Source organism: Clostridium sp. (assembly GCF_051656525.1).
In the GTDB taxonomy this organism is placed as follows: Bacteria; Bacillota; Clostridia; order Clostridiales; family Clostridiaceae; genus Clostridium.
In genome coordinates this window covers 116,645-126,375 of record NZ_JBOGCC010000093.1, presented here as the reverse complement: position 1 = coordinate 126,375, position 9,731 = coordinate 116,645, and the positions used below count along the sequence as shown (strand labels likewise).

The following is a 9,731-nucleotide window of genomic DNA, read 5'->3' as shown; positions in this document are numbered from 1 at the left end:
CTTGTTTAAGATTACTATTCTCTTTTGCAAGATCTAGGTTTATATTCTTCAACTCCTCATATTTAGCCTCTGATTTCTCTATTTGAGTAAGTAGTGCTGAGATTTCCTTCGGATTTGCTTGTGATTTCTTTTCGTTTTCTGCTTTAAGTTTAGCATTCTCAGATGCAAGGTGTTTATTCTCTTTCTTTAGTTTCTCGATTTCGATTGATTGTTTGGACTTTTCTCAACTTTTCAACTTCTCTTCTCTTTTCTTCCAATACCTTAACCTCAGATTCTTCAAGTTCTAATTGTTCATGCAATTTTGTTTCATAAGACGAAATAAAACGCTTGTGCCTCTCTATATCATCTTTTATGTTTGTAATATACTCTCCAATGTACTCTATGCTTCTCTCATGTTTACATATCTCTTTCGCCAATACTCCAATTCGAAACTCTTCTTCACTCAAAATCTTAATGTAATTATCTGTTTTAAACTCCTTTATTATTAAAATATTACCTCTCTTCCAAAGTGTCTTCCTCTCTCCTCTATCTGTTATTATCGAATAGCTAGATTTGTTAACTCTTAAAACTGTAAATGTAAAATCTCCAGTCCACGCCTTGTTTCCGTGATACTTTTTACCTGCTATTAACTCCATTCCAACCTCCTATTCCTCTTTCAAGGCATCTTCTAAGTCGCCTCTATCAAAAATACGACCATACACTTCCTTTAATCTTTCAAGCTCGGTGCACAGCTCTTGTATATATTTTTCTGTATATATACCTAAAACTTTGTTCAAAGCTATTGTATGCGAAAGTACTTTTATACTAGCAAACAAATAATCTGAAAATTTATCCATATTCTTACAACAACTATCTGTTCTCAAATCATCATATAGTCTAATCATTTTTCTCCTCCAATCTTAAAGCTAATATTTTTCCACTATGTCCTACGTCTGATACCCCTGTAATTTTATATGTGTCTATATCCAATCCATAATCACTTCTACCTAAAACCGTATTGTTTAACTCAACTTCGAAATCATCATAATTCTCATCAAGCTTATTTAAAAGATTTTTTAATTGCTTTAGATTCATTTCTTCTTCCTCCTAATCTCATCTATGAAATACCATCTCCAAGTTATTTCCCTATAATATTCTGATACATATTCATATTTTCCATATCCAAACTTATTTTTAAACCTATCAAAAGACTTTCTTTTTCTGAACAAATGTTCTACCCATTGCTTCTTTGTGTATTCATCGTATTCTAATTGCAATACCTTGCTCACAGCATACAATTTATAGCTTCCAATATCTTTTGCATATAACTCTAAGTCATCCCCATATACACCGCATACTTCTTTTAAAATATAAAGTGTCAACAAGAAACTAGATATTACAGTTGTAATTAGTATAAATATTCTAAAATCTACTTTAATCTTCAACTTTCTATGTTTGTTTCTATACAAATTTGTTAAAAATAACGATAAAACTAACAAAATATTGATAAAAACTCCAAATAAATACACTTTTAACATAATTTTACACCTTTTTTATTCAAGTTTTCAACTAAAAACGTTAATTTATTACTTTTAGTACAAATCTCTATTTTTTCAACATCTAGCTTTAACGAATATCCTCCAAGTAAAGAAATTAGTGCATTTATTACACCATCCACAGAGTCATCATCTTCAATTACACTTGCAAACCTATTTATAATTTCTATTCTCTTTTCTTCCATTATACTACCTCCAAATATTTTATAACTGCTTCACAAAAATCACCAAACAACTCATGTCCAAATCCATACAATATATCATGTGTACTATTTGTTTCAATTAATGTATATTTATTGTCTGTTTTACTCTTATACACATTTACATAATACCAACTTGACTCTGTATTTCCGTCATCCTCATAGAATTCAAATGTAAATCCTATATCTAACGCTGTCTTACATTCTCCTATTTTACACAAATCTTTTAAGTTGTTCATCAATATCTCCTTTCAATATTTTGTCAACCAATTCACTTTCTACTGCTATAAACTCACACCTAATTCTTCCAAATTTATCTTTTAAAATAATATTAAGTCCATCGTCTCGCTCTATAATTACAACTTTACAAAACATCATATATACTTTGTGTTCTATATATCTTTCGTTTATGCTAATCTCCCACAAATTATTAATAGCTATACTTTCTACATTGTTATAAATGACAGGCTCTATGTCTTCAAAATGCACAATGCAACTTTTTATAGTATTTCTGAATTCTACCACTTACTTACCTCCTATTAGTTTCCAAGTAGTTTCAACTCTAAGTTTTTCATCGCTGATTATGTTTAATCCCATATACACTTCTTTAAATTTTTCAATTATTGCATCTGAGTTATTTATTTCAACCTTTTCTTCAAAATTCTTTTCAAAAGATTCCAGCTTCACACAAATTAATTCTTCTGTATCTCCAAAATTATCCTCTATTAAGATTAAATCTTCTTCACAATTTAAATAAATAGGATTGTATTTCTCTTTTTTTGAAAAGGCTTCAAATTTATTTTCACACTCTTTTTCAATTTCAAAATTTCTATACCAACCATGCTTTGCTAATAAACTATAGCAATTTTCAATATTTTCCTTTGTAACTTTTTCTACTCTTAATTCTCTTAATTTTTGAACATAAATCACCCTACCACCTCTTTTAATTCATCTATCCATCTGAAGTATGGACAATCTAATTCACTAGGTTTGTCATCTACGTCTACAATGTCTATACTATACAATTTATTACACATATGCAAAACTTCATCTACCCAATCTACATCTGGACTCAAATTCTTACAGAATCTACACTTAGGTTGTAACCTCACCTTATTACCCTGTAAATTATTTGGCGTAGGGTTAACCTCTGATTTTAATCCATGATAATCTTGTGGTGTATCTATAGTCTTACACTGCATTTTCTTTAACTTTTCTTTCATACATTTCAAGTCACTTTCTGTGCTCTCTATTTGACTATTCCATCTCTCTATGTCATCTTCCATATGAGAAATACAATTTTTTATAAATAATTCATCTACCACTTTTGCCTCCCACAACCCTCTCTAATTCTTCTTCTAATTCTTCAATATAACGCTTTTTACTCTCGACCAAACATTCTAATTTAAATAATTCTTCACGCTCTTCTTTTATTCGCAACACCAACAACTCCCATTTGTCTCTCATATTGCACCTCTCTTAAAAATGATATCCAATTTCAGATTGTCTAGAAATTAATCTCGCCTTTCTTTCGTTTGTCGAATGCACATTTATATATTTACCAACAACAATTTGTTTTTCTGGAATTACTATAATTATTTCATCAATTCCAATTAGCGTATACTCTTTTGAACTTGAATTATATTCATCCCACATTATTTGACTCATATAGACTCTGTTATAGTCCATAGGTGTTATTCCTCTAAATGGGTCTAGCACAACCACTATTTCAGATACATCATCTTTATAACTCGGAATATGGTCGTAAGCTGAAATTAGACCCATTAACTGTTTTATATTCACATCGTTTGGTTCTAATCTATGTAATTGCACCCAACCTAATGTCGATTTTTCTTGGTCGTATAACACATGTCCTTCTTCATATTGGTGTCCAGAACAACATCCTATAGTATATAATTTATCATGGTTTTTTACCTCGTTTACATATGGCACTATTCCTAAATCTACCATTACATTCTTAAACTCTTCACTTCCATCTTCTAGTAAGACTTTTACCCTTAGTTCTTTCATATTAAACAACCCTCCTCAATACTTCTTTAATATATTTTGAATAATTATAGCGTCTTCTCCACGAATTACGGTGTCATCCAATAATTGAATGTAAGCCTCAGATATTATTCCGTGGCCACAACAAGCATTTTTGACACACTTCAAATCAGAAATGCAATTATCGTGTCCATCTGGATTAGACTCTTTTCCACACCTAGAGCACTTGCAGTTATCATCCATAGGACTACCATCTTCATAAACCCATTCATTATTTCTATAAAATATTTTATGACCTCTATGATTAGCCTCCATCCATTCCTCCTTATACACCCTCTATCGTCACTTTAACATCATTTTCATTTACATATCCTAATATAAACTCTTCATCTTCCATTTCAAACTCTTGAGAATAAGTATTGTATCTTGTAATTTCACATTCAACTACCACTTCTTTATTTTTATCTTTTACTTTTTGTAACTCTTCGATTAATTCGTGTACTTTCATAACTTTCCTCCTTACTAATTTCTATAACACATTCTAACATGTATTACTAATATTGTCAAGAATTATTTTATAAATTTTAAATAAAAAAGACAACCGAAGTTGTCTAGCTTTGTTTTTTATACATATTAAATTTAAATATTTCTTCAAATCCATCATCTAGTGGTAATTCATCTAAGAAATTTTCTAATATCATTCTCATCCTTCTAGATGGAATATATAAATCTATTGGCTCTCCATTTCTCAATTTTGTTCTAAAAATAAATTGTATAATTTCTGATAAAGCCATACCATTTTCATTTATTTCATACCCTCTGAAACTAAAGAAATTATACACTACTGGATGTACAAATCTATTTATTAGGTACGCACAACACGAAACGTTTTGATACATGTTTGTAGCCCTAGTTGAACACCCTATCCATCTTTTAGAGTAATCTTTAACGGTTATAAATGGCTTTTTGTTTTCTTTATCTTCTATTTTAAAACAAGTCCACAATACATCGTCGGCTTTTACTTTCAGTCTATATTTAAACCAAGTTCTAGTGTTGTCAGATATTGCCTTTTTGACACTAGGCTTTTGTTTCTTATACCAATTATTAGATAAACTATACTCGTCATTTCCCACTACATTTAATCTACTCACTCCTTCGTCAATATGTATGTTTATTAACGTTTTTAACTTTGACACATCACTTTTGTAAAAATCTACTATTCTATATTTTCCATCCACAAACTTTGCAGACTTTGTTTCATATACAACATTGTTCATTTTAAAATAATATGCTTGTGTTTGCATATCGAATAAATATGTGAGTATAAAAGATTCTTTAAATGCCATAAACACTTCTATTGGAAAATACCACAGTAAAAAATCTTTATTCTCTCCATATGAAATCAACCTTTTTCTTCTAGCTAAATGCATTACATCTGCAAATCTAACATTTTTGTCGTCTAAATACTTTGACTCTTCGTTATAAACTACCGTTCCATCTTCTTCTATTTTTATAAACTTAGATTCAATCAAACTCCTCACGTCTGCACTAGCTATTTTTAAAGCTTTAACAACATCTGCAACTTCGTCTAATATTAATGTATATTCATATAATTTTATCAGTTCTAAAACCTCATCATCGAAAAAAGAAAACAACATGTGTGTTGTAGCTATTGATTCACCTTTTACTAGAATCTTTTTCAAACTACCCAGTTTTCCATCACCCTTATTCACTGGGTCTTTGAATTCAACAATCCCACTCAAAGATTCTTTTACTCTAGCTACCTCGTCTAAATATGGCGTTATATAAATAAAACTTTTATGGGTGTTATCTTTTATATAATCTATCAATGCAGAACTTTTTCCAGTTCCACACATAGAATCTACTACTGTTATTTTGTTATTTATTATACTCACTCTCCTTTTCTTAGCTTGTTGAACAAGCTCTAGACGCTCATGAGCCATTGATTTTATTGACTTAGATGGGTCTATCTCTTTAAATAAAAATAATAAATATAAAGAGTAAAAACATATAAAAATGCTGTTATTTTATCTTATTATAATTGTTATTATTTTTAAATTCTTCTATCTTACCCAATAATCTATCGTCATCTTCAAATACAAAAACTATTCTACTTTGATTCGAAGTGCTTCTTTCCACTCTTAACATTTTAAAGCCATCTTCTATCAAAACATTAACTAATTTATAATTAAAAATTATCATTATTCTCTCCTTTTATTTTTTTATAAAAGTGCGACTTTTTTTCTTAACAGTATAATAATATACATATATACTATGTGGAAAAATTTTCGCACTTTTGTAAAACCCAATTCCAATTGCGAAACACGAATTTATTCGTGTGTAGCTCGTTTTGTTTTCGCCAGAAAACACAAACGGAACTTCTTTTCTCTTTTATTCTTCTTTTAAAAGAAAAAGACAGCCACTTCTACGCTACGCTACTCAGTGACTCGTGTCTTCACAAACAAGTTTGCTCAGCCACAATTGTATTTGTCTTATTCTTCATCGAAGAAATCTCCTACACTATATCTTACAAATACATGTCTTGGCACAACTATTTTTACATGCTCTCCATTAATCTGATTTTTAACAGTTAACACCCACCCTATTCCAAGTGGAAACACATTCATTTCTTTAATTCGACCTTTAACTCTAGTTATTCTATATTTGCCAAAGCAGTCAACCAGCGACATAACTGCCAGTGCCACAAAGCACAATCCAAACAATATATTTGATGTGGCTATCATTATCTCTCACCTTCTATATACTTTTGAACAAAATCGTTCTCATATTTTTCTTTTAGATGTGTATTAAAATATTTAGCAATACTATTCATAAATATATCTTCTAGTCCTCTGGAATAAAAAGATATATCCCATCCACTAGATGACTTTATGTCTTTAAATTCTTTTGTGTTACAAATTTCTTTTATTACAATAGGGTTCATATTAACGATAATGTTTGCATGTCCTTTTATATACACCTCTATGTAAACTTCTAATTCTGGAACAAGTATATCTCTTGAATAAGCATCTCTGAATTTTTCAAAATTATCTTCGTTAATCCTAGCCTCAATCTCAACTATATGGTTTACATTCACCAGCCTTCCATCAATTCTTTTAAATATCATACTTTTCTATCTCCTTTCCTATTTCTTTAATTAGGTCGTCATATCCAAAAATAGTAATTAGTTTAACATCTGAATTGAATTCAAATTTAACATTTTTCTTTAAGCTACTTCTAATTTCAACAATTGTTTTGCCAGTGTTTACATTTATGCTAATAATATATCTCTTTTTCGCCTTTTCATCTGCTACATTATACAACATTTCGTTTGTGGCTTCTATTAAATTTACCTTCCACCCTTCTTTTTCCAAAATAGCTTTACGTTCATTTATCTGCTTGTCTGCCACCTTTTTTAATTTGTCTGCAAATACCATTCTCTCAAAATTATTCACATTAAGCCTCCTTGTTTATAATTTCTAATCTTTGTTTTACAATTTCTTCAAACCAACTTTCGCCGAACAATTCTTTTCCCATTTTTAAGACAGGGTCTAATAACATTTTGTATGTATCATCATTGTAATCATCAGAGTATTCCTCGTAAATTAAATTTATTGCGTGTTGTATTTCTTTTTCATAATCAGATATATCCATTTTTCTAATCCTCCTTTATTTTTACCATATCTACATAATCAAATGGATTGTCTTTCAAAACTTCCATCATAGATTCCAACATATGTATTTTTATTGTACTGGCCTTCATCTCCATACTACTTGATTCTAAGGTAGTTCTAAGCATCATCTCATAATCTCTTTCAAACTTTTCGTATATACTAAGGTAGCTAAATTCAATCTCGTTCCACGCTACCATTCTATCTAAATCTATTACACTTGGGTCTACAATTTCAAAGTTTGGCATAGGTGTTTTCTTTTTCCAAAACCATCTTTTATTTTCTTTTTCTACGTACTCTTCAACTCTCTTTTTATCCCTTTGTATCTGAAAGTATATTGTATTAACTAGTCTATACAATTCCTTTCCTGTTAATTTGTTTATTTCTCTAAAATTCATAGGTTTACTCCTTATTTGTAATTTTTTATAAACTCCAAGGCCTCTCTAACCTCTTCTAAGCTTAACTTTCTGTTTGTACAGAATATATAATCTTCTTTGTCTTTTATATCTTTAACAAATTTAGTTAATTCTAATTCTAATTCACTCTTCATTATTCTACCTCTTCTATATCATCTTTATCACCACTAATTTTCACATAGTATTCAGTTTGGTCTATTGCTACCGACCCACAACTGCATGAGCAAAAATCTCCATAATATTTCGATTGAATTACATCTCCACACTTCTTACATTTAATTTTACACATTTTTAACCTCCTTCGTTTTTATCGCCTTAATTTACGTTTGCAACACCTCGTTAGATAGATTGTATACCTTATACCTTTCAAATCGTTTTTAACCAACAAAAAGTAGGGTAGAGGTGCAAATTTTGATTATATATTATTACTATAGTGCTCCCAAAAATGCAACTAATTTATTAAATTCTTCTCCGACTAATCCACACTCAACTCCACGCTCAATGTAAAACATAATTTCCCAATCCTCTATTTTCTTTCCTCTAAACCCACACGGGTGCAAAGCTAGGTCTTCTTGAAACTTTTCAAATGTCATTTTTAATCCTCCTTTCTATTTATTATCTTTATACACACATATTATCACACAATTATATATATGTCAAGAAAAAGTTTAATAAAATAAAAAAGAGTGGCAAATGCCACCCTACTAACTGAAATCTATTACCATTGGCACTATTCTTTCATCATCAACCAAATATAAGTTCTGAGAAGGCTTTGTGTAAACCAATGTAAGCTTATTTTTTGCATATTCGTTATGTCCTTTTAAAGAGCCACTTCTAAACCAATAAGCATTTATCGATGCTGTGTGGATATGTCCACATATAATTGCATCTGGTAAAATTCCTGTTTCTACCATTGTATTCAACCTAGCTTTTGTAAAAGAATCGTCATTATGATTTTTTATAGTATTACCATGTAAAGCTAGTATATTTTTATTTTTTACCTTAAACAAGTATTCAAGTTTTGCACAATCGTTTTCAAATACTATTTCTGTGTTTTTAAACAATCTATGTAAGGTTTGATGAAGTATGTAATCGAAAGAATCAACAGCTCCTTTGTTGGAACTACTTGGGTCTAAATATCCTTTTAATCTAGATTCGTTTGATAAAACTGATATAATCCTCATAGGTATTTTGTATTCATATAAACTGTATATAAAATCGGTGATTATATCTAGTCCATCTACGTAACTTTCGGCTCTAGTCTTTTCCATAGCTAGACTCTGGTCACTTCTGTAGTCTAGTGAGAATGTGTCGCCTGTATTCAAAACAACAAGTTCGTTTATAATGTTGTTTTTTATAACAAATTCTATATGGCCTAAATATTGGCTTAATCTTTCAATTGCCATATTTGTATTGTATTTATTTCCATCTAAATCTACAACACTTCCAAGATGTAAGTCCGAGAGTTGAATTATTAAACTTTTTCCTTCTACATTTATGTTTTTAGACGGTGCTATTGAATTCTTTTTCTCAAACCTTCCAACTGCCTCAATTACACCATCCAAAAAATCTCTATATGTAAATTCTGTCTTTTTTAATTCTCTATTCGATTTGTTTAACAATCTATTTCTTTCTTGTGTACGATATAAAGCTCTTTCTTGCCTAGTGTTATATTGTTCCTCACTTTCAATCGGACTATCTATCATTCTTTCCAATTCAGCTCTAATCTTCTCTTTCATACTTTCAGATACAATTCCACACAACGACCCTTTTAACCTTTTAATCGTGGCAGGTGAAACTTTTAATAAATCACATAATTCTGATTGTGTTATATTTTTTCGTTCAAGTACTAACTCTATCAAATCCTTCAATTTATATTCC

24 protein-coding genes are annotated in these 9,731 nt (G+C 29.9%); all 24 read right to left on the bottom strand.

Annotated features, from left to right (window positions below):
• Window positions 1-173: 173 nt before the first annotated feature.
• The 24 genes from ACRDDY_RS04310 to ACRDDY_RS04195 all read right to left on the bottom strand — a co-directional run bounded on the left by ACRDDY_RS04310 (window position 174) and on the right by ACRDDY_RS04195 (window position 9,721).
• Entirely contained in the window at window positions 174-635 is a 462-nt protein-coding gene (locus tag ACRDDY_RS04310; protein WP_438563739.1) for a hypothetical protein, read from the bottom strand.
• 9 nt (window positions 636-644) lie between these two features.
• Window positions 645-884 (bottom strand): hypothetical protein, encoded by a 240-nt coding sequence (locus ACRDDY_RS04305; protein ID WP_438563738.1) that lies wholly within the window; start codon window positions 882-884, stop codon window positions 645-647.
• Complete coding sequence (locus ACRDDY_RS04300) at window positions 877-1,074, bottom strand: hypothetical protein (RefSeq protein ID WP_438563737.1); 198 nt, start codon at window positions 1,072-1,074, stop codon at window positions 877-879. The genes ACRDDY_RS04305 and ACRDDY_RS04300 overlap by 8 nt, the downstream gene beginning before the upstream one ends.
• A complete protein-coding gene (locus ACRDDY_RS04295; protein WP_438563736.1) occupies window positions 1,071-1,517 on the bottom strand; it encodes a hypothetical protein in 447 nt (148 codons plus the stop codon). Before ACRDDY_RS04295 ends, ACRDDY_RS04300 begins: the two co-directional genes overlap by 4 nt.
• A complete protein-coding gene (locus tag ACRDDY_RS04290; RefSeq protein ID WP_438563735.1) occupies window positions 1,511-1,720 on the bottom strand; it encodes a hypothetical protein in 210 nt (69 codons plus the stop codon). Before ACRDDY_RS04290 ends, ACRDDY_RS04295 begins: the two co-directional genes overlap by 7 nt.
• On the bottom strand, window positions 1,720-1,974 hold the full coding sequence (locus ACRDDY_RS04285) for a hypothetical protein (protein ID WP_438563734.1): 255 nt from the start codon (window positions 1,972-1,974) through the stop codon (window positions 1,720-1,722). Before ACRDDY_RS04285 ends, ACRDDY_RS04290 begins: the two co-directional genes overlap by 1 nt.
• The gene (locus tag ACRDDY_RS04280) at window positions 1,949-2,260 is read right to left on the bottom strand and encodes a hypothetical protein (RefSeq protein ID WP_438563733.1); all 312 of its coding nucleotides are present in this window, start codon (window positions 2,258-2,260) and stop codon (window positions 1,949-1,951) included. Before ACRDDY_RS04280 ends, ACRDDY_RS04285 begins: the two co-directional genes overlap by 26 nt.
• Entirely contained in the window at window positions 2,261-2,665 is a 405-nt protein-coding gene (locus ACRDDY_RS04275) for a hypothetical protein (protein WP_438563732.1), read from the bottom strand. It abuts the gene before it with no gap.
• Window positions 2,662-3,060, bottom strand: coding sequence for a hypothetical protein (locus ACRDDY_RS04270; protein ID WP_438563731.1), 399 nt, complete (start codon window positions 3,058-3,060; stop codon window positions 2,662-2,664). The genes ACRDDY_RS04275 and ACRDDY_RS04270 overlap by 4 nt, the downstream gene beginning before the upstream one ends.
• Window positions 3,050-3,202, bottom strand: coding sequence for a hypothetical protein (locus ACRDDY_RS04265; protein WP_438563730.1), 153 nt, complete (start codon window positions 3,200-3,202; stop codon window positions 3,050-3,052). Before ACRDDY_RS04265 ends, ACRDDY_RS04270 begins: the two co-directional genes overlap by 11 nt.
• A 12-nt stretch (window positions 3,203-3,214) precedes the next feature.
• Window positions 3,215-3,766: a hypothetical protein gene (locus tag ACRDDY_RS04260; RefSeq protein WP_438563729.1), complete on the bottom strand. Its 552-nt coding sequence runs from the start codon at window positions 3,764-3,766 to the stop codon at window positions 3,215-3,217.
• Between the two features lie 15 nt (window positions 3,767-3,781).
• The gene (locus ACRDDY_RS04255; RefSeq protein ID WP_438563728.1) at window positions 3,782-4,057 is read right to left on the bottom strand and encodes a hypothetical protein; all 276 of its coding nucleotides are present in this window, start codon (window positions 4,055-4,057) and stop codon (window positions 3,782-3,784) included.
• A 10-nt stretch (window positions 4,058-4,067) separates the two neighbouring features.
• Entirely contained in the window at window positions 4,068-4,250 is a 183-nt protein-coding gene (locus ACRDDY_RS04250; RefSeq protein ID WP_438563727.1) for a hypothetical protein, read from the bottom strand.
• A 103-nt stretch (window positions 4,251-4,353) separates the two neighbouring features.
• A complete protein-coding gene (locus ACRDDY_RS04245) occupies window positions 4,354-5,658 on the bottom strand; it encodes a hypothetical protein (RefSeq protein WP_438563726.1) in 1,305 nt (434 codons plus the stop codon).
• A 127-nt stretch (window positions 5,659-5,785) separates the two neighbouring features.
• Window positions 5,786-5,965 (bottom strand): DUF5659 domain-containing protein, encoded by a 180-nt coding sequence (locus tag ACRDDY_RS04240; RefSeq protein ID WP_438563725.1) that lies wholly within the window; start codon window positions 5,963-5,965, stop codon window positions 5,786-5,788.
• A 290-nt stretch (window positions 5,966-6,255) separates the two neighbouring features.
• Window positions 6,256-6,507, bottom strand: coding sequence for a hypothetical protein (locus ACRDDY_RS04235; RefSeq protein ID WP_438563724.1), 252 nt, complete (start codon window positions 6,505-6,507; stop codon window positions 6,256-6,258).
• On the bottom strand, window positions 6,507-6,890 hold the full coding sequence (locus tag ACRDDY_RS04230) for a hypothetical protein (protein ID WP_438563723.1): 384 nt from the start codon (window positions 6,888-6,890) through the stop codon (window positions 6,507-6,509). The genes ACRDDY_RS04235 and ACRDDY_RS04230 overlap by 1 nt, the downstream gene beginning before the upstream one ends.
• On the bottom strand, window positions 6,880-7,218 hold the full coding sequence (locus ACRDDY_RS04225) for a hypothetical protein (RefSeq protein ID WP_438563722.1): 339 nt from the start codon (window positions 7,216-7,218) through the stop codon (window positions 6,880-6,882). Before ACRDDY_RS04225 ends, ACRDDY_RS04230 begins: the two co-directional genes overlap by 11 nt.
• A 1-nt stretch (window position 7,219) precedes the next feature.
• On the bottom strand, window positions 7,220-7,417 hold the full coding sequence (locus ACRDDY_RS04220) for a hypothetical protein (protein WP_438563721.1): 198 nt from the start codon (window positions 7,415-7,417) through the stop codon (window positions 7,220-7,222).
• Between the two features lie 4 nt (window positions 7,418-7,421).
• Complete coding sequence (locus tag ACRDDY_RS04215; RefSeq protein ID WP_438563720.1) at window positions 7,422-7,832, bottom strand: hypothetical protein; 411 nt, start codon at window positions 7,830-7,832, stop codon at window positions 7,422-7,424.
• 11 nt (window positions 7,833-7,843) lie between these two features.
• The gene (locus ACRDDY_RS04210) at window positions 7,844-7,984 is read right to left on the bottom strand and encodes a hypothetical protein (RefSeq protein WP_438563719.1); all 141 of its coding nucleotides are present in this window, start codon (window positions 7,982-7,984) and stop codon (window positions 7,844-7,846) included.
• A complete protein-coding gene (locus ACRDDY_RS04205) occupies window positions 7,984-8,139 on the bottom strand; it encodes a DUF7695 domain-containing protein (protein ID WP_438563718.1) in 156 nt (51 codons plus the stop codon). The genes ACRDDY_RS04210 and ACRDDY_RS04205 overlap by 1 nt, the downstream gene beginning before the upstream one ends.
• A gap of 139 nt (window positions 8,140-8,278) precedes the next feature.
• Window positions 8,279-8,443, bottom strand: coding sequence for a hypothetical protein (locus ACRDDY_RS04200; RefSeq protein ID WP_438563717.1), 165 nt, complete (start codon window positions 8,441-8,443; stop codon window positions 8,279-8,281).
• A gap of 111 nt (window positions 8,444-8,554) precedes the next feature.
• Window positions 8,555-9,721: a hypothetical protein gene (locus ACRDDY_RS04195; RefSeq protein ID WP_438563716.1), complete on the bottom strand. Its 1,167-nt coding sequence runs from the start codon at window positions 9,719-9,721 to the stop codon at window positions 8,555-8,557.
• Window positions 9,722-9,731 lie beyond the last annotated feature (10 nt).

Excerpts from the sequence above, each read along its gene's own strand:
- ACRDDY_RS04310 (WP_438563739.1), bottom strand. The coding sequence starts at position 635 with ATGGAGTTAATAGCAGGTAAAAAGTATCACGGAAACAAGGCGTGGACT.
- ACRDDY_RS04305 (WP_438563738.1), bottom strand. The coding sequence starts at position 884 with ATGATTAGACTATATGATGATTTGAGAACAGATAGTTGTTGTAAGAAT.
- ACRDDY_RS04300 (WP_438563737.1), bottom strand. The coding sequence starts at position 1,074 with ATGAATCTAAAGCAATTAAAAAATCTTTTAAATAAGCTTGATGAGAAT.
- ACRDDY_RS04295 (WP_438563736.1), bottom strand. The coding sequence starts at position 1,517 with ATGTTAAAAGTGTATTTATTTGGAGTTTTTATCAATATTTTGTTAGTT.
- ACRDDY_RS04290 (WP_438563735.1), bottom strand. The coding sequence starts at position 1,720 with ATGGAAGAAAAGAGAATAGAAATTATAAATAGGTTTGCAAGTGTAATT.
- ACRDDY_RS04285 (WP_438563734.1), bottom strand. The coding sequence starts at position 1,974 with ATGAACAACTTAAAAGATTTGTGTAAAATAGGAGAATGTAAGACAGCG.
- ACRDDY_RS04265 (WP_438563730.1), bottom strand. The coding sequence starts at position 3,202 with ATGAGAGACAAATGGGAGTTGTTGGTGTTGCGAATAAAAGAAGAGCGT.
- ACRDDY_RS04260 (WP_438563729.1), bottom strand. The coding sequence starts at position 3,766 with ATGAAAGAACTAAGGGTAAAAGTCTTACTAGAAGATGGAAGTGAAGAG.
- ACRDDY_RS04255 (WP_438563728.1), bottom strand. The coding sequence starts at position 4,057 with ATGGAGGCTAATCATAGAGGTCATAAAATATTTTATAGAAATAATGAA.
- ACRDDY_RS04250 (WP_438563727.1), bottom strand. The coding sequence starts at position 4,250 with ATGAAAGTACACGAATTAATCGAAGAGTTACAAAAAGTAAAAGATAAA.
- ACRDDY_RS04240 (WP_438563725.1), bottom strand. The coding sequence starts at position 5,965 with ATGATAATTTTTAATTATAAATTAGTTAATGTTTTGATAGAAGATGGC.
- ACRDDY_RS04235 (WP_438563724.1), bottom strand. The coding sequence starts at position 6,507 with ATGATAGCCACATCAAATATATTGTTTGGATTGTGCTTTGTGGCACTG.
- ACRDDY_RS04230 (WP_438563723.1), bottom strand. The coding sequence starts at position 6,890 with ATGATATTTAAAAGAATTGATGGAAGGCTGGTGAATGTAAACCATATA.
- ACRDDY_RS04220 (WP_438563721.1), bottom strand. The coding sequence starts at position 7,417 with ATGGATATATCTGATTATGAAAAAGAAATACAACACGCAATAAATTTA.
- ACRDDY_RS04215 (WP_438563720.1), bottom strand. The coding sequence starts at position 7,832 with ATGAATTTTAGAGAAATAAACAAATTAACAGGAAAGGAATTGTATAGA.
- ACRDDY_RS04210 (WP_438563719.1), bottom strand. The coding sequence starts at position 7,984 with ATGAAGAGTGAATTAGAATTAGAATTAACTAAATTTGTTAAAGATATA.
- ACRDDY_RS04205 (WP_438563718.1), bottom strand. The coding sequence starts at position 8,139 with ATGTGTAAAATTAAATGTAAGAAGTGTGGAGATGTAATTCAATCGAAA.
- ACRDDY_RS04200 (WP_438563717.1), bottom strand. The coding sequence starts at position 8,443 with ATGACATTTGAAAAGTTTCAAGAAGACCTAGCTTTGCACCCGTGTGGG.